The organism is Xanthomonas hortorum (genome assembly GCF_024339125.1).
GTDB lineage: Bacteria > Pseudomonadota > Gammaproteobacteria > Xanthomonadales > Xanthomonadaceae > Xanthomonas > Xanthomonas hortorum.
Genome location: NZ_CP101417.1, coordinates 48,035 through 73,413 on the forward strand (window position 1 = coordinate 48,035; position 25,379 = coordinate 73,413).

Annotated in this window: 14 protein-coding genes and 1 pseudogene; 6 read left to right on the top strand and 9 right to left on the bottom strand. The window is 64.6% G+C overall.

Translation table 11 applies throughout. The features are described from left to right. Nucleotides 1-8: 8 nt before the first annotated feature. The 4 genes from NMB96_RS00250 to NMB96_RS00265 all read left to right on the top strand — a co-directional run bounded on the left by NMB96_RS00250 (nt 9) and on the right by NMB96_RS00265 (nt 3,990). Nucleotides 9-722: a fumarylacetoacetate hydrolase family protein gene (locus NMB96_RS00250; protein ID WP_006448454.1), complete on the top strand. Its 714-nt coding sequence runs from the start codon at nt 9-11 to the stop codon at nt 720-722. A 60-nt stretch (nt 723-782) separates the two neighbouring features. Continuing rightward, nucleotides 783-1,214, top strand: coding sequence for a large-conductance mechanosensitive channel protein MscL (mscL, locus tag NMB96_RS00255; protein WP_023904934.1), 432 nt, complete (start codon nt 783-785; stop codon nt 1,212-1,214). 110 nt (nt 1,215-1,324) lie between these two features. Further along, complete coding sequence (locus tag NMB96_RS00260) at nt 1,325-2,743, top strand: M20/M25/M40 family metallo-hydrolase (RefSeq protein WP_043889397.1); 1,419 nt, start codon at nt 1,325-1,327, stop codon at nt 2,741-2,743. Between the two features lie 194 nt (nt 2,744-2,937). Continuing rightward, nucleotides 2,938-3,990, top strand: coding sequence for a LacI family DNA-binding transcriptional regulator (locus NMB96_RS00265; protein ID WP_023904936.1), 1,053 nt, complete (start codon nt 2,938-2,940; stop codon nt 3,988-3,990). Nucleotides 3,991-4,227: 237 nt separating this feature from the next. On the opposite strand, the gene NMB96_RS00270 is transcribed toward NMB96_RS00265, so the two are convergent. Continuing rightward, entirely contained in the window at nt 4,228-7,164 is a 2,937-nt protein-coding gene (locus NMB96_RS00270) for a TonB-dependent receptor (protein WP_183086674.1), read from the bottom strand. A gap of 140 nt (nt 7,165-7,304) precedes the next feature. Further along, nucleotides 7,305-10,772 (bottom strand): glycoside hydrolase family 2, encoded by a 3,468-nt coding sequence (locus NMB96_RS00275; protein ID WP_023904938.1) that lies wholly within the window; start codon nt 10,770-10,772, stop codon nt 7,305-7,307. A 219-nt stretch (nt 10,773-10,991) separates the two neighbouring features. Between NMB96_RS00275 and NMB96_RS00280 the strand changes: the two genes are divergently transcribed. Both NMB96_RS00280 and NMB96_RS00285 read left to right on the top strand, forming a co-directional pair. Further along, on the top strand, nt 10,992-12,956 hold the full coding sequence (locus NMB96_RS00280) for a glycoside hydrolase family 97 protein (protein ID WP_023904939.1): 1,965 nt from the start codon (nt 10,992-10,994) through the stop codon (nt 12,954-12,956). A gap of 303 nt (nt 12,957-13,259) precedes the next feature. After that, entirely contained in the window at nt 13,260-14,747 is a 1,488-nt protein-coding gene (locus NMB96_RS00285) for a neprosin family prolyl endopeptidase (RefSeq protein WP_023904941.1), read from the top strand. 64 nt (nt 14,748-14,811) lie between these two features. On the opposite strand, the gene NMB96_RS00290 is transcribed toward NMB96_RS00285, so the two are convergent. From NMB96_RS00290 to NMB96_RS00320, 7 genes and pseudogenes are all read right to left on the bottom strand, one after another. Next, a complete protein-coding gene (locus tag NMB96_RS00290) occupies nt 14,812-16,323 on the bottom strand; it encodes a carboxylesterase/lipase family protein (protein ID WP_425520900.1) in 1,512 nt (503 codons plus the stop codon). Continuing rightward, nucleotides 16,323-17,246: a TrmH family RNA methyltransferase gene (locus NMB96_RS00295; RefSeq protein WP_255085881.1), complete on the bottom strand. Its 924-nt coding sequence runs from the start codon at nt 17,244-17,246 to the stop codon at nt 16,323-16,325. Before NMB96_RS00295 ends, NMB96_RS00290 begins: the two co-directional genes overlap by 1 nt. A 242-nt stretch (nt 17,247-17,488) precedes the next feature. Next, nucleotides 17,489-17,645, bottom strand: a pseudogene (locus NMB96_RS00300) (GNAT family N-acetyltransferase); the annotation flags it as partial. A gap of 67 nt (nt 17,646-17,712) precedes the next feature. Further along, nucleotides 17,713-20,400: a M1 family metallopeptidase gene (locus NMB96_RS00305; protein ID WP_023904944.1), complete on the bottom strand. Its 2,688-nt coding sequence runs from the start codon at nt 20,398-20,400 to the stop codon at nt 17,713-17,715. 148 nt (nt 20,401-20,548) lie between these two features. After that, nucleotides 20,549-20,866 (bottom strand): hypothetical protein, encoded by a 318-nt coding sequence (locus NMB96_RS00310; protein ID WP_023904945.1) that lies wholly within the window; start codon nt 20,864-20,866, stop codon nt 20,549-20,551. A gap of 270 nt (nt 20,867-21,136) precedes the next feature. Continuing rightward, on the bottom strand, nt 21,137-24,262 hold the full coding sequence (locus tag NMB96_RS00315) for an efflux RND transporter permease subunit (protein ID WP_023904947.1): 3,126 nt from the start codon (nt 24,260-24,262) through the stop codon (nt 21,137-21,139). Beyond that, on the bottom strand, nt 24,259-25,344 hold the full coding sequence (locus NMB96_RS00320) for an efflux RND transporter periplasmic adaptor subunit (RefSeq protein WP_023904948.1): 1,086 nt from the start codon (nt 25,342-25,344) through the stop codon (nt 24,259-24,261). The genes NMB96_RS00315 and NMB96_RS00320 overlap by 4 nt, the downstream gene beginning before the upstream one ends. Between the last annotated feature and the right edge of the window lie 35 nt (nt 25,345-25,379).

A 25,379-nucleotide genomic window follows, 5' to 3' on the forward strand; every position in this document is an offset into this window, starting at 1 on the left:
ATGCGTGCATGACCCACGATGTGATTCCCGCCGCCGATGTTCCGCGCATTCCGGTGGTTGGTGGCGGCAACTTTCCGGTGCACCGCATCTATTGTGTGGGCCGCAACTTTGCCGATCACGCGCGCGAGATGGGTGCCACCGCGCCTGCCTCCAAAGCCGAGCGCGGCCAGCCGACGTTTTTCATGAAGCCTGCCGACGCGATCGTGGTCGGTCACGGCGACCACATTCCGTATCCGCCCGGCACCAAGGAACTGCACCACGAAGTGGAGCTGGTGGTGGCGCTGGGCCGCGATGCGCCGGCCGGCGAGTTGCCGGTGGATCAGGCCGAGGCGCTGATCTACGGCTACGGCGTGGGCCTGGATCTGACCCGTCGCGATCTGCAGGCAGCCGCCAAAGCCAAGGGCCTGCCGTGGGACATCGCCAAGGGCTTCGATCATTCCGCGCCGGTCAGCGAGCTGGTGCATGCCGGCGAGGTGGGCGCGCTGGACGCATTGAACCTGTCGCTTGAGGTCAATGGTGAAGTGCGCCAGCAATCGCTGCTGGATCAGATGATCTGGAATGTGCCGGAGATCCTGCATGAGCTCTCCAAGCTCTATGCATTGCGCGCGGGCGATCTGATTTTCATGGGCACGCCGGCCGGTGTCGGCCCGCTGCTGCCCGGCGATCAGTTCAGCGCCCGCCTGGAAAACGTCGCCGAGCGCCACGGCATCATCGCGGGCTGACACGCAGCCCGCTACGATCTCATTGCGGCAGTTGGTCCGCGACCGCATCTGGAGTGCGCTATGGGAATGGTCAGCGAATTCAAGCAATTCGCGATGCGTGGCAATGTCATCGACCTGGCGGTCGGTGTGGTCATCGGTGCGGCGTTCGGCAAGATCGTCACCGCGCTGGTGGAGAAGATCATCATGCCGCCGATCGGCTGGGCCATCGGCAATGTGGATTTCTCGCGGTTGGCGTGGGTGCTCAAACCAGCCGGCGTGGATGCCACCGGCAAGGAAATTCCGGCCGTGGCGATTGGCTATGGCGATTTCATCAACACCGTCGTGCAGTTCGTGATCATTGCCTTTGCGATCTTTCTGGTGGTCAAGCTGATCAACCGCCTCACCCAGCGCAAGCCGGATGCTCCCAAAGGTCCGAGCGAAGAAGTGCTGTTGCTGCGCGAGATTCGCGACTCGCTGAAGAACGACACGCTGAAGACGCCAGACGTGCCGTAAGCGGACACATCCACTGCGCAACTTCGCGCAGGAGGATGACCTTTCGCACGCAGACGGGGGACCTCGCGCTGATAAGCTCGGGGTCCCCCTTGTCGTTGGAGCCGCCCTGCATGCGTCGTCTCGCTGTCGCCATCTCTGCCCTACTCGCTTGCGCGCCCGCGCTGGCCGCACCAACCACCATCGCCGATAGCGCGCTGCGCACCGCCGCACAGCTGCGCGAGCAGGCGTTGGCCGACAGCACCGGCTTTGCAGTGGTGGAATCGTTGACCACCGAAGTGGGCCCGCGGATTGCCGGCGGCGAAGCCGATCCGCGCGCGGTGGCCTGGGCCAAGGCCAAGTTCACCGCGCTGGGCTTCGACAAGGTGTGGACCGAGCCGGTGACGTTTCCCAAGTGGCAGCGTCGCAGCGAGCAGGCCACGGTGATCGGCGCGCATGCGCAGCCCTTGCACATCACCGCGCTGGGCGGCAGCCCGGGCGGCACCGTCGAAGGCGAGGTCGTGCGCTTCGAAAATCTCGCTGCGTTGCAGGCTGCACCGGCCGGCTCGCTCACCGGCAAGATCGCGTTCGTCGATTACCAGATGATCAAGGCACGCGACGGCCAGGATTACCGCAATGGCGGCGCGGTGCGCAGCAAGGGGCCGTCGGAAGCGATTCGCAAGGGCGCGATCGGGTTTGTGATGCGCTCGGCCGGCACCGACTCGCATCGCGTGCCGCATACCGGCATCACCCGTTTCGATGAAGGCGTGACACCGGTGCCGGCAGCGGCGTTGTCGGTACCGGACGCCAACCAGCTCGCACGGCTCACCGCGCTGGGCAGCACGCGTCTGCGGCTGGCACTGGATTGCGGTTGGGACGGCACGGCGACCTCGTACAACGTGATCGGCGAAATCACCGGACGCAGCAAGCCGAAGGAAGTGGTGGTGATCGGCGGGCATATGGATTCGTGGGATCTGGGCACCGGCGCGATCGACGATGGTGCAGGCGTTGCGATCACCATGGCCGCGGGCCATTTGATCGGCCAACTCAAGCAGGCGCCCAAGCGCACGATTCGCGTGGTGGCCTTCGCCAACGAGGAGCAAGGCCTGTATGGCGGCAAGGCGTACGCGGCCGCACACGGCAAGGATGCCAAGGACATGGCGCTGCATCAGATCGGCGCAGAGAGCGACTTCGGTGCCGGGCGCATTTATGCGTTCAACACCGGCTCGGCGGCACCGGAAGAATCACGTGCGGCGACCAAGCAGATTGCCGAGGTGCTCGCACCGTTGGGCATCGCGTATGAGCCGAGCAAGGGCGGCCCGGGCCCTGATGTCGGCCCGATCTCAGCCAAGGGTGGCGCGTGGGCATGGCTGGCGCAGGACGGCACCGACTACTTCGATCTGCATCACACCGCCGACGACACCCTGGACAAGATCGACCCGAAGACGCTCGCGCAAAACGTGGCCGCCTATACAGTGTTTGCGTATCTGGCAGCCGAGGCGGATGGCGATTTCGGTAGTCGTGCGAAGGTCGTGCAACCGCCGAGCGAGTAAGCGCGGCTGAAGACGTCCGCAGGCGGACGTCGGTTGAGCACAGGCGGTGCAGGTGACGCACACGGTGTGCGTTATCGGTGCCGATCCCGAACATCAACAGCGCTGATTGCCTGCGGCGACGCATGTTTTGAGATGCTGCAGACTTCAAGCGCACCCCCTGCCCTTTCGCTTCCACTCCAGGACGAGCACACACAATGGCGGCCAAGCGGCAACGCAGTGCGAACACTGCAGCGACTCTGCTGGATGTTGCCAAACACGCCGGCGTCTCGCCGATGACCGCCTCGCGCGTCATCAACCGCCACCCGCATGTCGGTGAAGACATGCGCGTGCGCGTGGAAGCCTCAGTGCAGGCATTGGGCTACCGGCCCAACCTGGCCGGCCGCTCGTTACGCACCAGCGGGCTGTTGCGCATCGGTGTGCTGTACAGCAATCCCAGCGCCGCCTATCTCAATCAGTTCATGCTCGGCTTGCTCGAACAGAGCAGCCTCAATGGCAGCCAGGTGCTGGTGGAAAAATGCGGCGCCATCCGCAGCCAGCGCGCCGCCACCGAACGATTGCTGGCGGCCGGCGTGGACGGGGTGATATTGCCGCCACCGTTATGCGATTCGCGCCAGACCATTGCGGAACTCGATGCACGCGGCATCCCGGTCGTGGCGGTGGCCAGCGGCGCGCCGATGGCGCAAATCAGCTCGGTGCGCATCGACGATTATCAGGCCGCGCGCGCCATCGTCGATCATCTGATCGAACTGGGCCATCGCCGCATCGCCTTGATCAAGGGCGACCCCAAGCACACCCCGAGCGCGTTACGCGCCAATGGCTATCTCGACAGCTTGCAGGCCGCAGGTTTGACCGTCGCAGACGCGTTGGTCGCCGAAGGATTATTCACCTATCGCTCCGGCCTGCTCGCCGCACGCAGCCTGCTCGCACAAGCGCAACCGCCCACCGCCATTTTCTGCAGCAACGACGACATGGCCGCTGCGGCCGTGGCAGTCGCACATGGGCTGGGCTTGCGTGTGCCCGAGGACGTGTCGGTCGCAGGCTTCGACGACACCCCGGTGGCCACCACCATCTGGCCCGAGCTCACCACCGTGCATCAACCGGTCACCGCGATGGGACGCGCCGCAGTGTCGCTGCTGGCCGATGCAATCCGTCAGCGACACAAGGGCGATACCGCACCGGGCGTGCATCAGGTGATGAAGTACACCGTGGTCAAGCGCGGATCCACGGCGGGTCCGCCGGCACGGTAACCGCTACATCGATCCGCAGCGTATGAGGCCTGTGCCATTACGCACAAAAAACGGCCGCATCGCTTCCCGACGATGCAGCCGAATGGGAGGGTGCCCGACGTTTCCATCGGGCGTACTGCAGCGCCGCATTCAACGGCGACGGGAAGAAAGCGCAATGACCGCTTGGAGAGTGGACAACACGCAAACATGTGCGACACAGCGCGTGGATGCGCCGTGTCGCACAACGGTGCAAGCGAATCAGAAGCGCAGACGCAAACCCGCGTAATAACGACGCTCGAAGATGTTCTGGTCGTAGTAGTGATTGGTCCACTGCGCGTACCGGCGTTCGCTTTCGCCGGTGAGGTTGGTGGCCTGTGCGTAAAGCGTCAGGTGGTCGTTGACGTCGTAGCTCAAGGACGCATCGAGATAGCCCACATCGTCGTTCCAGATCGCCAGCTCATCGCCCCAGGCCCCGCTGTTGACTTGGCTGAAGCGCTTGCTGCGCCAGTTGTAGGCCACGCGTGCCTGCAGCTTGTCCTTCTGGTACCACAGCACCGCATTGGCCTGATGCTTGGAGTTATCGCCGATCGGCAGCGTGTTGCCGTCGATATCGGTGTTGTCGGTGTCGGCATCGGAGAAGGTGTAGTTGATGTTGGTGCCGAAGCCGCTGAGCCAGCCGGGCAGGAAATCGAACGCCTGTTGGTAGCCGATTTCGAAACCCTTGATCTTGCCGCCACCGCCGTTGACGATGCGCTCGACCGTGCCGCCCTGACGCACCACGCCATCGGCGTCAGGCAACAGTTCGATATTGGTCACGGTGGTGGGAAACGACTTCACATCGATCAGGAACGCACCCACGCTGATCAACGAGGCATCGGCGAAATACCATTCCCACGAGGCGTTGTAGTTGGTGGCGCGATACGGATCGAGATCCGGATTGCCGGAGCGGCCGTTGAGGAACAGCACTGCATCCGAGGGCAACGACGGATTACGCGGCGGTGTGCCGTTGACCGCATAGAAGCTCACCAGGCCGCGACCGAGATCGGGCAGATCCTGGCGCGCCACCGCCTTGTTGTAGGCAAAGCGTAGCTTCTGCGCGTCGGTGATATCCAGCGACAGATTGGCGGTGGGCAGCACGTCGGTGTATTGGCGGTTCAATCGATTGGTACCGATCGCCGGGCTGACACCGTTCCATTCGACATTGCCGATAAACACATTGCCGCTGCTCAGATACTGATCGATCGCCAGCTTGGTCTGCACGATGCGGGCGCCGATGTTCGCCGTCCACGGCACTGCACTGCCGGTGCCGCCTTCCAGATTCGCCAGAAAGTATGCCGCGGTGCTCTTTTCGGTGACCTTGTACGAATCGGCGGCCTGCTGGTACGCCACATTGCCCGGGTACAGGCTGTTGAGATAGCCCACCGGGTCCTTCATGACCTGCGGGTTGATCGCCGGCAGGCCCTGGCTGCCCAGGCCGGTGACTTTGAGCGGATCGAAGTCGTTGAAGTACGCCCAGTAACCGGGGATCGAATTGAACGGTAGCAGGCGCGCCTCGGAGACACCGCTGCAGGTATCCACGATCAGCGGATCCTTGAAGTAATACAGCGAGCGGTTCGGGTCTGCACAACTGCTCGACACCGGCGACAGGTAGCGATAGGTATCCAGCTTGACCTCGCGCTCCCCGTAACGGATGCCGAACTGGAAACCGCGCACCACGCCCTCATCGAACTCGAAGGTACCGTCGGCGCGGAACGCATCCATCGTCGCTTCGATCTTGTTGCCCTGCGCCCAGGTGGACATCAGCTGCCAGTTGTCCGGGTTGGACACATCGGTGCCGAGGTTGACCGCCGGATAGGTGCCACGGAAATCCACCGAGGCATCCACCGTTGGCAAGCCATTGGCGTTTGCCCATTGCGTCACGCCACCGGCGCGGGTGATCTGGTCGCCGCGCGTCACCACCGCATCGGCGCGCGCTTCGTCATAGGTGCGCTCGGCATCGCCGTGCACCCAACGGAACGACGCGCGAAACGGGCCGCCATCGTCGAAGCGGAGTTCCAGATTGGTGTTCAACGCATTCGAATCGGCCACACCGGCCATGGAATGCGCTTGAAAGCGGTTGTAGCGGAACTGGCCATATTCGAGCACGCCATTGGGATCGACCACCGATCCCGGCTGCAGCTGATTGGTTGCCCAGCCGGTATGCAGCTGCGCGGCCACCGAGGTGTCCTGGTCTTCGAGCTTGGTGTAGGCCGCATCGGCCAGCACCGTCCACGACTCGTTGATGTTGAACTGGAACGAGCCGTTGATGCCGGTGCGCTGGCGATCGGTGCTGCGGTTATCCAGTTCGGTGGCCACCCAGTTGTAGAAATAATCGCGCGGCAGATTGCTCGGGTCGGTATTGCTGCCGATGCGTCCGTCGCCGTTGAAATCGAAGCCCACGTTCTGCTCGGTGGATTTCTGCGCGCCGTTGGAATACACGCTGGGGTGCTTGTTTTCCAGCGTGGCATCCGAATACGACACCGCCAGCAACGCCCCCCAACGCTCGGTGCGGAAGCTGGCCAGGCCCGAGTACAGTTCATTGAGTTCCTGCACGCGATCGCCATAGGACCCTTCGGCCTGGCCGCTGAAGGTCCAGCCTTCCGGCAGATCGAACGGGCGGCGCGTCTTCAGCGACACGGTCCCGCTGATGCCGCCATCCAGATCGGCGGCGGTGGGCGACTTGATCACGTCCACGCCACTGAACAAGGTCGGCGGAATGTCCACGAAGTCCGGCTGCGCACGGCCGATGTTCGGCTGGCCGTATTGATCGCCGCCGCCGGCGCTCAAGTACAACTCGCCGTTCATGGTGGTCTGCACCTGCGGCATGCCGCGAATATTGAGCTGCGAGCCTTCGCCGGCCGAGCGCCGGATCTGCACGCCGGGCACGCGCTGCAGCGAATCGGTGATGGTGACGTCGGGCAATTTGCCGATGTCTTCGGCAGAGATCGAATCGATGATCTGCGCGGCGGTGCGCTTGTTCTCGATGGCCTCGGCCTGCGCGCCGCGCACGCCCTTGACCATGACCTTGTCCAGTTCGGTGACGCCAGGAGTGGTGCTGGCGTCCTGCGCGTTGACGCTGCCGGCAAGCAAGGTGAGCGCCGCCGCGAGTGCGGCAGCCAATGGGGTGTGACGGGTATTCGCATGCAGCTTGTTCATGGTCCCCTCCCAGGGATGACGACAATCCACGACCGTTTCGAATGGCATTGCAGGCACGGCAATGCGGTATTGGCTGACGTGCGATCGGCACGTCAGTACGAGCGCCGTGCAAGGCACGGCGCGGCAACTTGCTGGCACCGCTACGGAAGCCCGTTGGCAGCACCTGTTGATGGTTCGACATTCCAGCCGCGCACTTGCAACTTGGCGTTGCGCAAGCTCGCCGCAGACGGGCCGCGAATCTCGATCTCGCGCTGCTCGCCCGGCACCAGACTCAGATAGTTGTCGCTGTAATACGCCGGCAGGATGCGCTGGCCTTGCGCATCCACCAGGGTCAGCTTGGTGTTGAGCGCAACCTGCTGCGATGCATTGCGCACCGTGGCGCGCAGCACCGGCTCCGCACCGTCCTGCAACTGCGTGCTGAGCTGCACCGGCACTGCCGCCAGCGCATCCAGGCCGCGCATGGCAACCGCATCGCGCGCCACCCAATAGAAATTACGCGAGCGCACGACGGCGTCGCGGTCGAGCAATTGCAAGCGCACAAAGCCAAGCCCATTGGTGTCCTTGAGCAGCGGAGCCAATTGCAGCACCGGTGCCGATACTGCAACCGCCGCTGCATCGACTGCCTGCTCGCGCTGTTGCAGCAGCTTGCCATCGGCACCGTAGATCTCGGCACGCACACGCAAGCCGCTGACCGGCTCGGCCGCGTTGTTGACCACCACCACCTCGTGGCCGGGCAGGTTCATCTGTACATGCAGCATCTCCGCTGCGTTGCGCACACCGTAGTAAGCGGCATGCGTATCGTAGTCGTGGCTGTAGATCTGCCACATATTGCTGGGCCAGGCAGGATGGCTCATCCATAGCAAGCGCCCGCTGTTCTTGCTCCACAGCTGCGCGTTGAAACCCTCGAAGATCGCGCGGTGGGTGTCGTAATTGAGCAGCTGCGCCTTGCGCTCGAAATCGGCCAGGCTGGTCGGCGCGCCGAGCTTGTCGGTGAGCGTGCGCATGAAGCTGCCGGTGTCGCCATTACCGGACTGGTGCCAGTCGTGGTACGCCCAGGTATCACCGATCGGCCACTGATCCTGCACGGCAGGTACCGAGGCCTTGAACGACTCCAGCGTGGAGAACGAAGGCGTGCCCACTTCCACCGAAAAACCTTGCGCCAGCTTGTTGAAGTACGCGACCGGCTCGCGGTAGTTGTACGGCCCGCTGACCTGCAGATTGATCTCGTTGGAACTGCCGGTGTACCAGCGTGTGCCATCGAGTTCGGCAACCAGTGTGTCCAGGCCTTCGTTGAGGATGGGAGCCGGCACGCCTTCGTTACGCCCGAACCACAGCACGATGGAAGGATGATTGCGGAAGCGCTTGATCACCTCGGCGGCATTGTCCAGAAACAGCGCCGCGTCGGCCGGCTCGAGGTTGTAGTTCTGGGTGGACTGCCAGAAGTCGTTGAACACCAACATGCCGTATTCGTCGGCCAACTCGAAGAAGCTGGCTTCGGTGTTCTGCCCCACCCAGTTACGCACCACATTGAAATGCGCATCGCGCTGCAGACGGAAGTACGGCTCCAGCCGTTCGCGCGAGACCCGCTTGCGCCAATCGTCCATGCCCCAGTTGCCGCCCTTCACCGCAATGCGCACACCATTGATGCGCAGTGCCAGATGCGGGGCCAGACTGGTGTCGTCGAGTTGCTGCACGGCGGGCGAAGACAACGCGCCGGGATATAGCGACTGTGCATTGCCACCGGGCACCGGGCGAATCGCGGCATGACGCACGTCGATAATGCGCTCGCCACGTTGCCGCGCCTGATTGAGATCCACCAGCACGCGGCGTAGCGCGCCATCGTCGTCGAACAACGATAGTTCGTAGGTCACCTGACGAATGCCAAAGCGCAGCTGCTGCGCGTCCGAGCGCGTGCCGGCGATATCGAAACCGACCTGCAAGGTATACAGCGCAGGCTCGCCATAGCCGTTGGGCCACCACAGGCGCGGATTGGCGATGATCAACTGCGGCGTATCGGCAGCGGTGAGCTTGAGCGTGCTGCCACCGGCCGGCACGGTGACCTCGCGCTGGATGCGCACATCGCCGAAGGCCAGCTGCAGGGTGCCCTGCACTGCTGCTTTGGTGTCGTTGCGCAGTGGCACGCTGACCTCGAGTTCCGCGCGGTGGTGATCCGGTGCCAGCCGCGCGGTGACCACTTGCGTATCACCGAGCGCCACGGGACCTGTTGCATGCAACTGCACGTCTTGCCACAGACCGGCATTGCGATCGCGCACCGTCGGAATCCAGTCCCAGCCTTCGCTGGCGATAAAGGTCGGCCCGTCCAGCGCCTGCATACCGCCATTTTCGCCGACGCCCGCCGTCATCGATTGTTCGTGTGCGATACCCGGATGCGGCGGCGGCGACACGCGCACTGCAATGACATTCCTGCCCGGCTTGAGCTGCTTGCTGACATCGAAGCGGCCGCGCGCGAATGCGCCCCGGGTGCGCCCGACCTGAGTGCCGTTGACCCAGATCTCGCCGGCATAGTTGATGCCGTTGAACAGCAGTTCCAGCCGCCTGCCTTGCAGTGCCGCAGGCACATCGAAACTGCTGCGATACCACCAATCCTGCCGGCTCAACGATTCGGGAATCGCCATGTTGTTGAGGCCGATATCCGGATCCGGATACACGCCGCGATCCACCAGCGTGGTGAGCACCGTCCCCGGCACGGTCGCGGCGCGCCACGTGGTCTTGCCCGCTGCGTAATCGCTGCGCGACAGCGTTGCACCGGTGGCTTGACCAAGGTCCGGTGCCGCAGCCAACTGCCATGCCCCGACCCGCCATGACGCGGCATCCAGCGGCTGCAGCGCCGGTGCGTTCGGCACTGGCTTGGCAACCGGCGTCGAGAAGGCCGCCGCGCTGCGTGGCAAGGTCGCCGCAGGCTGCGGCGCAAGCTGCCCAGCCATCTGCTTGACCTGCACACGCCAGCCAGGCGACGCATCTTCAAAGCGCTGCAACGCAGGATCCGGCGCCTGCGTTGCAAGCCGCGCGATGGCTGCCGCATCCAGTGCACCCGCATGCGCGGTAAAGCCCGCGATCTCCCCACCGAAGTGGTGCGTATACGCAGCCGGTTGCTGACGCGGGCCGAATACCAATGTTGGCGCAACCGCGAGCTTCTGCACCTTGCCGCTGGCAACCTCACGGCCCTTGGCATACAGCGTCAGACGCGTGCCTTGTGCGACTGCGGCGACGTATGTCCACGTCCCTGCGTGCAGTGTCTGCTTGCTGCGCAGCACGTTGTCGCCACCCTGCACAAAGCCGAGCTTGCCGTCGTCGACAACAAAATAACGGCCAGTGCCTTGCGGATCGCCCACACCGGCGATCAACGCAGGGCCTGTCGTTGCGCTGGATAGGCGCACCCAACCGGACACGCTCCAATCGGCGTTGGCGGCAAGCAACGGCGTATCGGCGGCGAGCTTCTTGGTCAGCCCCACCCCGCCCGCAAGCACGCGCACATCGTAAGGACCCGGCGGATCATCGGCAGGTGCAGCCTCCACTGCAGTCCAACCGATGCAACCACACAACAACCACAGCGCTCCACGGCGGAACGCCTTGCGAACCATCAGCATTAGAGGCCTCTCCCAAGCTCTACTGCCAAACAACGGTGCACATCGCCGGACGCAAACAACAAGACGACTCGCAACTGTCTTGTCGCTTTGCTTTCAAGTGATGCCGCCCGTGGCTGCCGCCCCTGTTTCAGCGGCCATGGTGCGAGGTAACGTTACCCCAGGTAGATACCGACAACAACCTTTCTGCGTTAGGGTTGGCGCTCCCAGGAGGAGGGACTCATGCGAAACCTGATCCAGTCCGCATTACCGGCGGCATGCGCGTTGCTGTGCGTAATCGCGCTGCCTGCAGCTGCGCAGCGTTTGCAGGTGCAATCGCCCGACGCACGTACGCAAGTGGAATTCACCTTACGCGAGGGCGGCATTCCAACCTATCGCGTGCTGTATCGCAACAAAGTGGTGCTCGACGATGCACCGCTTGGGCTGGATCTGGGCAGGGCCAATACGCTCGGCCGCGATATGACGCTGCAAAGCAGCACCACCGAAACGCATGACAGCCAGTTCGCCTTGAGCGTGGGCAAGACGCGCCAAGTGCGTGATCACTATCGTCAATTGCGCGTGCAGTTGTCCGATGCGCAACAGCGGCGACTCACCATCGAGTTGCGTAGCTACGACGATGGCGTAGCACTGCGTTACTTGCTGCCCGACGCAGGTGAAGTGCGCATTCGCAATGAGCTCACCAGCTTTGCATTTCCAAGCGATTACGCATGCTGGACATTGAATCTCGGTCGCTTCGGCACCAGCCACGAGGGCGAATACGATGCGATCGCCGCCTCGAAGTTGCGCCCGCACAACCTGCTTGAGTTGCCGCTGGTGTGCCAGACCGATGCGAGCGGCACCACGCTGGCGATTGCCGAGGCCAACCTGCGCGATTATGCCGGCCTGTATCTCACCGGCCGCGAAGATGGCAGCCTGGGGGTGTCGGCGAAACTATCGCCACGCCTGGACGACCCCAAGCTGGCGGTCGACTTCGATGCCAAAGGCCGCGATTTCGCCACGCCATGGCGGGTGATCATGCTCGGCGACAGCCCGGCAAGCCTGATCGACTCAAACCTGATTTCCACACTCAATCCACCGCCTGACTTCGATGCCAGCTGGGTGCGCGCAGGCAAATCGGCGTGGGATTGGTGGTCCGGCTCGCTGGCCAGCGGTGTGGCGAACCCCGGCATGAATACCGCCACCATCCAGCGCTATATCGATCACGCGCAGCAATTGAAACTGCAATACATGCTGATCGACGACGGCTGGTATGTCGGCAGCACCGGCGATGGACAGTACAACGTCGACGCCGATATCCGCAGGCCGGTGGAGCAACTCGACCTGCCCGGCCTGGTGGCCTACGCACGGCAGCGCGATGTCGGGCTGTGGCTGTGGGCGCACTGGCGCGCGCTCGACGCGCACATGGACGAAGCGCTTGCGTGGTATCAAAAGCTCGGCATCAAGGGCATCAAGGTCGACTTCATGGACCGCGACGATCAGCAGATGGTGGACTTCTATCATCGCCTGCTCGCCAAGGCCGCCAAGCACAAATTGCTAGTGGATCTGCATGGTGCCTATCACCCCACCGGCTTGAACCGCACCTATCCCAACTACCTCACGCAGGAAGGCGTGCTCGGCGCCGAATACAACAAGTGGACCACGCGCATCACCGCCACGCATAACCTCACGCTGCCGTTTACACGCATGTTGCTCGGGCCGATGGACTACACACCCGGCGGCTTCCGCAATGTGCGCCCGGCCGACTTCAAGGCGCAGCACATCGCGCCGCAAGTGATGACCACGCGCGCGCAGCAACTGGCGATGTATGTGGTCTACGAAAGCCCGTTCGCGGTGGTGGCCGATAGCCCGGAGCAATACGAAAACGTGCCGGCAGCGCAGTTCCTGCGCGATGTGCCGGCAAGCTGGGACGAGACGCGTGCATTGGACGGTGCCATCGGCGAACACATCGCATTGGCGCGGCGCAGCGGCAAGGACTGGTATATGGGCGCGATGACCAACGAGCAGGCACGCACGCTGACCTTGCCGTTATCGTTTCTGGGCAAGGGCACCTGGACCGCGACCATCTACGCCGATGGCGAGGCGCCGACAGAAGTGCGCATCGACACGCGCAAGCTCACACGTAACGACACGTTGCAGCTTGCGCTGGCTGCAAGCGGCGGCGCTGCAGTGAGGCTGCAAAAAAAGTAAGAACAGCCATGCTTATGGCGGAGTGACCGTGCACACCTTTGCGCAGTGGCAATACGCCGTACGCAAGGGTGTGCATGACCATCGACATGGCATCCGCTTAGCGCATTGCGCTTGGCGTGTGCCTGATGTCACGCAATGCGTGTTTGCCGATATATTCCCTTTTTAGACAGTTAGGATGCGCACGCCTTCAACGCAGGCATGCGCCACCGAACGAACCTCGGGACGCAACTGCGTACCGAGAGCACTGTGCTGCATGGTGCGCCACGTGCAGGCAGTTTCGTTCCGGCGTCAGGGGAAACACACATGACCTTCCGTTCCAATCGGCCGATAGCGATCGGCCGCGCCGTTGCTGCGCTCTGCGTTTGTGCATTGGCTCCCGCCACTCACGCCGCCGCGTTGCTGCCGCCGTCGATTTCGGCAACCAGCGATCGCAGCATCGACACACTGATGCCACCGCTACTGCGGACGCCTGCCACGGCAAGCGTCGCACCCGCCCAGCGCGATGCGCTGCGCGCCTCGCTATCGGTGTCGCGCGCATTTCCGCACGTCACGCGCGACTTCAAAACTTTTCTGGATACGCAGGCGCAGCTCAGTTACGCCACGCGTGGCGCAACTGCCAAGGTCACCGACCCCACCGCATTCGCCGAAATGCAGCGCTATGTCTTCAATCGTTACAACGGCTTGACGGTACTGCGCAGCGTGCAACAGGACGGCAAGATCTTCGACTGCATTCCGCGCGAGCAGCAGCCGGCACTGCGCGATGGCAGCACGCCAGCCATGCCGCCGACGATCTCAAGCAACACGGGTACGGTGACGCCGATCGATGCGGCGCAACGCTGCGATACCGGCAGCGTACCGCTCGAACGCATCGGCCTGGCCGAGATGAGCAAGCATGCGGATCTGCGCAGCTTTCTGCGTGGCACTACTCCCAGCGTGATCGCGCCCAGGCAGGCTGACGCTGCGCCAGCGGCGCAGGAGGCCGCATCGGTGGTGCATTACTACTCCACCATCTATCTGGACACGGCCGGCTCGCCGGTGACCGGCGCCGGTGCCGATCTCAACACCTGGGTGCCGACGGTCACCGCCAACGATGCGCAGTCGATCAGCCAGATCTGGTTGGGCGGTTACACCCGACAAGGCGTGATCCAGACGCTGGAAGCCGGTTGGCAGACCCAGCCCGGCGCCGGTTGGGGCACGCGGCCGATCCTGTTTATCTACTCCACCCAGGATGGCTACGTCACCACCGGTTGCCACAATCTGGATTGCGCCGACTTCGTGCAGACCAGCACCGCCAATGTGCTCGGTGCAGCACCGGCCGGTGGCTTCAGTACCGCAGGCGGCAAGCAGGCGATGCTGCACGTGGAATTCCAGCGCAATGCCGATGGCTACTGGTGGTTCGGCTTGAATGGCGAATGGATCGGCTACTACAAGGCCGAACTTTACGCAGGCGATATCGCCGAGGGCAGCGCGAGCATCTTCATCTCTGCGGGCGGCGAAATTTCCACCTGGGATGGTCGTCCCAGCGCACCGATGGGCAGCGGCCGGTTTGCGAACGCCGGCTATCGCCAGGCCGCATTTCAGGCCAACCATTTTTATCGCGATGCGGCGATGGCCGCGCATCCCGCGCAACGCCTGTCGAGCCTGAATGTGGCGCAGCCGTCCTGCTACACGCTGGCGATGGCCGGTTACACCTACCCGTATGCCTTGGGTGCAGGCGTCACCCGCACCACGTTGTCGCCGGAAATGCAGAACGGCGGCTTCTACTTCGGCGGGCCGGGCTGCGCACGCTGAGTGAGTTGAGGGGAGTCATCGCGCGTACCGTTTCGGTGCGCGCGATTTCAGTGCGCACGATCGCTTACGGCAAGTCCACGCCTGCACACACGGGCGGGCGCGCATCCTTGATTTGCCGCACGCCGTTGGCATCGAACTGCAATGCCGCATGCTTGGGCGCGAACGCCGGCCAGGCCGGCAATCCCTTGGCGTTGGGATTGCCACGCTGCACAAAAGCGGCCCAATAGCGCTGCAAACTCACCGGCGGCTGGCCGATCGGCAGATCCTTGAACAGGAATGGCAGCTCCGCGCTATGCGTCACCTGCCCGCCCGGTGCGGCGGTATCGAACACGTAATGCCACACCGGCACGCCCAGCGCGGCCTGCTGCTGTGCGACGGTCACTGCCGGGCAACGGAAGGTGAGATCGGTGGACAACTGCATCGCCGCATCGCCTTGACGCGCGGCACGCTGCGCCGCGTGTGCACGCTGCACTCGCAGTACTGCATCGGCTTGCGCGGGATAGTCGCGACGCAGCCGCGCCTGCGCGCCCTGCTTGCCGCCATATTCCAGCTCCTGCACCACGTAGCCGATCAACAGCGGTACCTTGGCCTGTGCACCTTCGGCCAGCAGCGACGCAGGCGCACGCGGCAGCACGCGTCCGTCGACGACCGCCTGCAGCCAGATGTAGCCATCGTCATCCAATGCCGGCACATCGACACCCTGCCCAGCCTTGATCACTTGCTCCACCGGCAGCGCACGCAGCTGTGCCAGACGCGTTGCAGCATCATCGATGCCTGCACGCTTGGCGATATTCACACCCAACGTGCGGTTCTCTTCCAGCGAGCGCGCTGGCAAGCCGAAACCGGCCGTGCCGCTCTGCTCAATCGCTGCGGAAAACAGGCCACGTGCCAGCGGGCTGAGCATCAGCAGGCCCACGTCCTGACCACCGGCCGACTGCCCGGCGATGGTGACCCGCGCAGGATCACCACCGAACTGCGCGATGTTGTCGCGCACCCACTGCAGCGCGGCGATCTGATCGAGCAAGGCGTAGTTGCCGGCGGCCTGGTTGTCGCCATCGCGCAGTTCCGGCAGCGACAGAAAACCGAGTGCGCCAAGCCGGTATTGCAGCGTCACCACCAGCATGTTCTGTGCGACCAGATTGGTCGGCAGATGGCCATCCGCGCCGCCAGCCACATTGGCGCCACCGTGAATCCATACAAACACCGGCAGCGGCTTGGCCGGTTGCAACTTCGGCGTCTGCACTTCGACATACAGGCAATCTTCGGTGCCGCGCTTGGCCATGGCGTTGTTCCAGCCCAGCGCGGGCTGCACGCACGGTGTGGCCGCCTGGGTGGCATCGCGCACGTCCGACCATGCCGCAGCCGGCTGCGGTGGCCGCCAGCGCAATGCGCCCAATGGCGGGGCAGCGAAGGGAATCGCGCGGAACACCGCACTGCCGTCGTCCTGCCATTGCCCGCGCACCATGCCGTGATCGGTACGCACCTCGGGGGCGGCAGCCGCTGCGGCGGGAGCTGCCACGGCAGTGCTGGCGCTCAGCACCCCGCCAATGGCGAGCAACCACGCAGACGCACGCATCAGGACTGCCCGCTGAGCACGCGGGCGCGCCAGGCGGCCTGGAACACCGCCGTGGCCGAAGCCACGTTGAGGCTTTCGACCTTGCCACTGCCGCGAATCGACAACTGCAGGTCGCAATCGCGTGCGAACTGGCGGTCCATGCCTTCGCTTTCTGCGCCCATCACATACACCAGCCGCTGCGGCAAAGCTGCGGCGAACACGTCTTCACCACCGTCCGCCAGCGTGGCGGCCACTGCGAAGCCGGCCTGACGCAGTTGCGCCATCGCCAATGCAGTGTCGGGCAGTTGCACCAGCGGCACCGCTTCGGCACCACCTTCGGCCACGCGTGCCGCCGCACCGGACAAGCCCAGCGTGGAGCCGGCTGGCAGCAGCAAACCGGCCACACCGAAGTGCGCGGACGAACGCAAAATCGCGCCGAAGTTGTGCGGGTTACCCACGCCGTCCAGCCACAGCGCCAGCACCGGCCCGGCCGGCAAGGCGGCCAGCCAGTCCTGCAAAGACTGCGGGGTGACGCGCAGCACTTCGGCCACCACCCCTTCGTGGTGCGTACTGGCGGCCAGCTTGCTGAGATCGGCCTCCTCGACCACGCGGTAGCCGATGCGCTGGGCCACGCACCAGGCCAGCAGCGCCTTGAACTGCGGAATGCGCGCCTCGCTCAGATACAGCTTGCGCAAGGCCTCCGGCCGCGCCTTGAACACCGCCTGCACCGCATTGATGCCGTACAGCCGCACTTCGCGCGCGTTGCCGCCAGAGGTTGAAGAAGCAGCCGGCGTGGCCGAGGGCGCGTACTGCGCAGGCGCCTGCGGTGCGGGTGGCCGCGCTGCAGGTGCACGCGGCGCGGCGCGCCCCCAAGGGTTGTGCGCGCCGCCGGAGGTGCCGCCATCGCGCGGCGGGCGTGAGCCCCGTCCATCATGCTGTGTCATCGTCGTATCCAGGAGTTCGTGTTTCTTGCAGTGCGGAACAGGCCGTTCTCGACCCCTCCCGCGATTGCTGTATCGGTCATCCTGCAGCGCCACCAGGGCCGCTGCCGCAGGAACAGTGACGACGATGGTAAGCCACTGGCGCGATGGGCCGTGTACGGCGGTTGGGATGAAGCCGATTTCCAAAGCCTTGCCTGCCTGCCGGGACCGACTTCTGGCGCGCAGGATCGGCGTGCCTCCATTTGGAAGGCTTCGCCATCGGCGTGTGTAAAAGGGTGAGGAAATCGCTCGCTCAACCCGCGCGGCATCAGCGGGTCATGGCGCCCCGCAACAAGGCATCCTCGTCCTGGCGCCAACGGAGCAGCACGAACTCTCTCCGTGCAGCGTCAGTGATTCGCCCATCGCTCCGGCCCCTATGTGCGCAGCATCGACACTGCCGATACTGCGCACACAGACCACACGCCGCAACTCAGCGCTTGGCGGTTTGCGCCTGCTTGAGTGCGGCGCACAGGCGGATGGTTTCGCCGGTCTGGGCGAGGCCGCGGTCGGCGCCGCTGAGCTTGGCCAGGCGCGGTTTGAAGAACGCATCCAGGCGATCGGCGTCTTCCACGCTGCAGCTGCCGGTTGCGCCCATTGCCGGCAAGCCGCCGCCGTCGAACGAGCCGCTGCGCTGCACGATGCGGTCGAAGTTGGCGGTGAACCATGCCCACATCGAATCGTGCGAGGCCTCATAACTGTGCCCGCGCGACAGCAAACCCTTCATCTCGCCGACCTTGATCGCATCGGTGAGCGCGAAGTCGCGCGCCTGCTTGAGCAATGCCGGGTCTTGCAGCGTGCCCAGTGCGGTGATCATGGCGTTGCGCTGCGCAGGGTCGGCGTGCGTGCGCAATGCGCCGATCAACGCCTGCACGGCGGGCGCACCACGTTCCTGTGCGGTCACCGCCAGCACGGTGCCGAGCAGATCCGGATTGGCCTTGGAGAAGTCCAGTGCGCCGTTGCCGCCGGCCAGCACCGCATCGCCTTGCGCGAGCAGCGCGTTGCGCACCTGCGCGTTCTGCAGACGCAGCGCGAACAGGCCGGCCAACGACGCGCGCAGCGTGGTGTCGTCGATCGATTCGCCGCTACGCCGCGTGTAACCCAACTGCTGCAGACGCGGCAAATACGCCTGTTCGGCGGCCTTGCGCAAGGCGCCGCGCTGCGCCTCGGTGGTGGCCTGGTAACGCCAGATCCACACGAAGCGATCCAGCAGTGCGGTCGAGACATCGGCCGATGCGGACGGCGCCAATTGCTTGAGCGCCGCCAGCACGGCGTCGCTGTCGGCATCGCCGTGACGGTAGGCCGCATCGATCGCATCGGCATAGGCGAGCTGTTCGTTTTCGTCGAGCTGGCCGATCTGCTTGCCGAGCGCTGCCAGCTGTTTCTTCGGCAGGCTGAAACGGTAATAGCCGGCGCCGCGCGCGTTCGGGAACACCCAGGTATTTTTACCCGCGCCTTCCAGCACGATGCTGCCGCTGCCGTCTTCGAGCATCTGGCAGGCGGTGCCGACCTGGTTCTTGCCCTTGCCGTACTTCACGCACACCGGCACGCCCCATTGCTGCGCGGCGGAGCCGGTGGAGCCCAGCGGCAGGTAGCGCTGCTGCTGCAGTTTGACCACAGTCTTGCCGCCTTCGCGCACAACCTGGGTCTGCAGATACGGCACGCCCGGCTGATTGAGGAAGCTGCGGAACGCGGCCTTGAAATCTGCGCCCTTGCCGGCGGCCTCGGCGATCGCATCGACCAGATCGTCGGCGGTGGCGCTGCCGAACTTGTGCTTGGCGATATAGGCGCGCATGCCTTCGCGGAACACGTCTTCGCCGACGAAAGCCTCGAACATCGCCAGCACCGCCGCACCCTTCTGGTAGGTGATGCCGTCGAAGGCGGTCTCGATATCGCCGTTGCCGGTGATCGGCTGGCGGATCTTGCGCGCGCTGACCAGGCTGTCGTTGTCCATGGCGTGCTGTGCGCCGGTGATGCGGTCCAGATTGGCGCGGTATTCCGGGTGCAGCTGCATGGTGATCTTCTGCTGCATCCAGGTGGCAAACGCTTCGTTCAACCACAGGTCGTCCCACCACTCCATGGTGACCGCGTCGCCGGTCCATTGGTGGGCCAGCTCATGCGCGTTGGTGTTGAAGGAGCGCTGCACGTTCTCTGCCGGCGACTCCTTGTCCAGCAGCAGCAGCCAATCGCGGAAGGTCACAAAGCCGGGGTTTTCCATCGCACCGGCACTGAAATCCGGGGCGGCGACCAGATCGAGTTTGTCGAACGGATAGCCGAAGGCGTAATAGTCCTCCAGCGCGGCGATGATCGCCGGGGTCTGGTCCAACGCCGGCGTGATGCGCGGGCCCTGGCCCTTGGCGGCGATGCCACGTAACGGCGTGGCGTTGGGGCGCTGCGGGGTGGCCGGCATTGCCGGCACGTCCACCACGTCCCACGGGCCGGCGGCGTAGGCGACCAGATAGGTCGGCAGCGGCACGGTCGGGGCGAAGGTCACCGTCTTCCAGCCCTTGCCAGCCGGCTTGGTCGAGGTGGCGATGGTGTTGGCCAACGCCTGGTCGTCGGTGGGCACGGTCAGGCTGAGGTCGAACGGCGTCTTGAACGCGGGCTCGTCGAAACCGGGGAACGCGTAGCGTGCGCTGATCGGCTCCATCTGCGTCATCGCATAGGACTGGCCCTGATACTTCACCTGGTACAGGCCCTGCAGCTGCTGATTGAGCGGCGCGCTGTAGACGATATCCACGGTGAGCGTCTGCGGCTGCAGCGTGCGACCGAAGTCCAGGCGCACCACACCGGCCTGCGCATCGGCTTCCACATAGCGTGCGGTCAGCGGCTTGCCTTTGCCCTTGCTCTTGGCCGGCGTGATCGTGACCTTGCTGACCTTCAATTCCTTGCCATGCAGCCAGAGGTGATCGGACGCCTGCTTGAGCTGCACGCGAATGCTGGTGCGGCCGCTGAACTCGGTCTGATCCGGGTCGATCTTGAACGACAGGCTATAACGCTCGGGCACCGCCCAGGCCGGCAAGCGGCCATTGGGCACCGGCTCGCCGGAGGATTGCGCCAGCGCGGTGCCGCAACACAGCGCAAGGAGTGAGGGAGCAAGCAGGCAGGCAAAACGACGCATCGGCAATTCCGGTCAGGGTAACCGCAGAAGTCGACCACAGCCGGGCATGACTGTCATGTGACCTTAGTCATTGCGCGCGCTTGGCGCGTTGATAAAGGTGCGTGCGAGTGCTGAGCCACGCAATGGCGCCAAGGCCAGTCTGCGCGGTCTACGGCACCGGCCACAGCACGAACATATCCACGACCAGCAGCACCAGCGCAATGGTGCCGAGCAGGGCCGCGCGCAGGATCGGGCACTGCCATGGAGCGATGTGTTGCGGTGGTTCGCCCGAGCGTTGCTGGTGCGTGCCTGGCTGCGCAGGCGCTACCGCGGTGTCGGGCAGTTGTGCTGTGCACGGTGTTGCAGCGCGTGTAGCGAGATTGCCAGCGCGCGACGCACCGCAATGCGGACAGTACGCCTGCGCGGCGTGCCCACCGGCAGCCCGCAGTGCGGATGGATCGCCCTTGGCGAAGGGCAGTGTCTGCATCGCATGCGCTCCTGGACTGGATTGCGGCGTCTGGCTCGATCACGCGGCAGTGCTGCGGGCCGTTGCGAAGACACTCCCGGCAAGGCGCCGGGGCTGCGCTGCGTCATTGCGTCAATGATGCTGGCCTTGCGCTGATGCGCTCGATGGACCCAGCGTGCGCCCCGATGTTTGGGTTTTGTTTGCGCTGCAGGCGCATGCACACGCAGCGATCAACACCGATGCCGCAGCCCCGCGTCTTCGACAACCGTCAGCACACACTGCCGGCATCGCTCAGGCGTGCCCACCCACCGACGGCGTCTGCGCCTCCAGGGTCTCCAACTCGCGTGCCACTGCTTCGGGCGACTTGGTGAATGGCGCGATCAAGCTGTAGAACGCCGGCACCACGTACAGCGACAACAGCGTGGACAGCGACACGCCGAAGATCACCACCACACCGATGGTGGCGCGGCTGGCCGAGCCCGGCCCGCCGGCCACCACCAGCGGAATTGCGCCGACCACCGTGGCGATCGAGGTCATCAGGATCGGGCGCAAACGCACCGATGCCGATTCCACGATTGCCGCGTGCACGCTACGGCCCTCATCGCGCAGCTGATTGGCGAACTCCACGATCAGGATGCCGTTCTTGGCGGCCAGGCCCACCAGCATCACGATGCCGATCTGACTGAACAAATTGAGCGTGCCACCGGTGAGCCACAAACCGACCAATGCACCCAGCACCGCCAACGGCACGGTGAGCATGATCACCAACGGATGGGCGAAGCTTTCGAACTGCGCGGCCAGCACCAGATACACCACCAGCAAGGCCATGCCGAAGGTCAGCAATACCGCGCTACCGGACTGCTGGTACTCGCGCGATTCGCCCTTCCAGTCCACCTGCGCGTACTCGGGCAATTCCTCGCGTGCGGCCTGCTGCGCCCAGGCGATCGCATCGCCGAGCGGGTAGCCCGGTGCCAGGCCGGCGCTGATGGTGATCGCCCGCAAACGATTGAAGCGATTCAAGGTACCGGCTTCGGCCACTTCGCTCAGCGTGACCAGGTTGGACAACGGAATCAGTTCGCCACGGATCGAACGCACGCGGATGGCGGTGAGGTCTTCCGGCGCCATGCGGCCTTCGCGGCCGGCCTGCAGCATCACGTCGTATTCCTCGCCGTTTTCGACGAACGTCGTCACGCGGCGCGAGCCCATCATCGCTTCCAGCGCCCCACCGATTGCTGTCACCGGCACGCCCAGATCGGCCGCGCGCAGACGGTCGATATTGACGCGCATCTGCGGGCGGGTTTCCTTGTAGTCGGAGTCGGGACCGACCAACCCCGGATTGGCTTCCATGCGCTGCAGGATGCGATCGCGCCACTGCGCGATCTCGGCATAATCCGGCCCGCCCAGCACCAGCTGGAACGGCTGCCCGCGGCTGCGCACCAATCCACCGCTCACCTGCGTGCGCGCACGCACGCCACTGAGCACGTTGAGTTTCTGCTGCAGTTCGTCGGCCACCTCGGTGGTGGGGCGCGTGCGTTTTTCCCAATCCTGCAGGAACACGCTGACGCGGCCAGTGTGCATTTCCTCGCTGCTACCGAATCCGCCGGGCACGCGCGGGTTGGCACGAACGATCGGTTTGTCCGGGCCCACGTAGGGGCCAAGAATCGCTTCGACCTGATGCATCTGCCCCACGGTGTAATCGAAGCCGGCGCCTTCGGGCCCGTCGATCATGATCTGGAAATTGCCGCGGTCTTCGGCCGGTGCCAGCTCGGAGGGAATGCGGCTCATCAACCACGCACTCGCGCCCAGCGCCAGCAGCATCAGCAGCGCGAAGATCCAGGTGCGATGCACATGCCGCTCCAGCGAGCGCCCATACGCGCCGGACACCGCCTGCATGCGGCCATCGAACCAGCGATGGAAGCGATTGGGTTTGGCCTGCCCGTGCGAGCGCAACAACTTGGACGACATCATCGGCGTCAGCGTCAGCGCCACGAACGCCGAGATCGCCACCGCCGCCGCCAACGCCACCGCCAGCTCGCGGAACAGGCGCCCGGTATTGCCTTCCAGAAAGCCCACCGGCAAAAACACCGCCACCAACACCGCAGTGGTCGCGATCACCGCAAACGCCACCTGCCCGGTACCGCGCTTGGCGGCCACCAGCGGCGGCTCGCCCAGATCGATGCGGCGCTGGATGTTTTCCACCACCACGATGGCATCGTCCACCACCAGGCCGATACACAGCACCAGCGCCAACAAGGTCAGCAAGTTGATAGAAAAATCGAACGCGTACAGCGCGATGAAGGCGGCGATCAGACACACCGGCACCGTCACAGCCGGAATCAGCGCCGCACGTGCGCTACCCAGAAACACCCAGATCACCACCAGCACCAGCACCACCGCTTCGATCAGCGTGTGGTACACGCGCTCCACCGCCGCATCGATGAAGGTGGTGGTGTCGAAGGCGACGAAGATGTTGGTGCCCTGCGGCAGCGATTTCTGCACTTCTTCGGCCTGCGCACGCGCTTCGCGCGCCACATCCAAGGCGTTGGCGGTGGAGTTGCGCACGATGCCCAGGCCCACATTGGGCACGCCGTTGCTCTGGAAATACGCGCGTCGCTCGGCCGAGGTCAGCTCCACCTTGGCCACGTCGCCCAACCGCACCACATAGCCGCCCTCGCCTTTACTCAATGGCAACTTTGCGAAGTCCTCGGGCTTGAGATAACTGCGCTCCACGCGCAAGGTGAAATCGCGCTGCGCCGATTCGATGCTGCCGGCCGGCAGTTCCACGTTTTCGTTCTGCAGCGCCGCTTCCACATCGGCCACGGTGAGTTCGCGCGCGGCTAGTTGATCGCGGTCCAGCCAGATGCGCATCGCATAGCGCTGGCGTCCGCCGATCCGCACCTGCGCCACGCCGTCCAGGCTGGAGAAACGGTCCACCACATAGCGCTCGGCGTAGTCGGACAGCTGCAGCGTGTCCATCGTGCTGGAGCTCATGTTGAGCCACAGGATGGGGTCGGCATCTGCTTCGACCTTGGAAATTTCCGGCGGGCGCGCCTGGTCGGGCATGCGATCGGACACGCGGCTGACCGCATCGCGCACATCGTTGGCGGCCGCTTCCACATCGCGCGACTGCACGAATTCGATGCTGATGTCCGAGGAGCCATTGCGGCTGCGCGCCTCGATGGTCTCGATGCCTTCGATACCGGCGAGCGCATCTTCCAGCACCTGGGTGATGCGGCTTTCCACCACCGCCGCCGAAGCGCCGGTGTATTCCACATCCACCGAGACGATGGGCGGGTCGATCGCCGGCAACTCGCGCAGCGTGAGCCGGGTGAACGACATCACCCCCAGCACGATCAGCAACAGGCTCATCACCACCGCCATCACCGGGCGGGTAATGGACAGATCGGAGAGTTTCATCGCGCTGCCTGCGTGGGCGCCACTGCAGATGTCGATGCAGGCACGGGCGCGGCCTGATCGACCACCTTCAAGCCCGGACGCAACTTGCCGGTGCCATCCACCACGATGCGCTCACCGGCCTTGACGCCGTCGAGAATTTCCACCTTGCCATCGCGGCGCTCGCCCAGACGCACGTCGGCACGCTCCACGCTGCTGTCGGGCTTGACCCGGAACACATAGGACTCGCGCCCCACCTGCACCACCGCAATCTCGGGAATCACCACCGCCTGCCGCGCCGGCTGAAACAGCCGCACATCCAGCAGCATGCCCGGGCGCAGCCGGCGATCGCCGTTGGGGAAATCCGCGCGCACCGTCACCGAGCGGGTAGTCTCGTCGATCCGCGAATCGATCGCCGCCACCACGCCTTCGAACTGCGCGCCTGGGTACGCCGCTGCCGTGCCATTGACCGCATTGCCGAGTTGCACCAGGCCGAACTGCGATTCGGGCACCTGAAAGTCCACGTACATGCGCTCCACATCGTCCAGCGTGGCGATCACGGTGCTGGAGGTGATCAACGAGCCCGGGCTGATCTGGCGGATGCCGAGCACGCCGGAGAACGGCGCACGCACTTCGCGGTCGGTGATCTCCGCGCGCATCTGCTGCACGCGCGCCTGCGCCGCATCGCGCAAGGCGCGTTGCGTATCGACAGTGGACTTGGCCACCAGTTGCTGGCCAACCAGACTCAACTGGCGCCGATACAACTGATCGGTTTCTTCGAAGGTCGCCTGCGCGGCCGTCAGCGCCGCCTGCTGCGAATTGCCGCGCAGGCGCAGCAGCAACTGCCCGGCCTTGACCTCGTCGCCGCTATCGAAATTGACCTGCTCCACCACATCGCTCACCGCAGCGGTCAGCGCCACCGATTCGCGCGCACGCACGGTGGCGATCGACTGCACGGTCGAGTTCCAGGGCTGGGTGGTCACCGCCTGCACAGAAACCGGAATGGGTTTGGCAACGGCGGGCGCCGCAGCCTGGCGGCTGCAACCGGCCAACGCAGCGGCCAAGAAGAGCGCGGCGCAAAAGCGCGCGCTGGGCAGAACAAGCATCAGAACATCCTGGCGAGGTACGTCGAAAGTTTAAC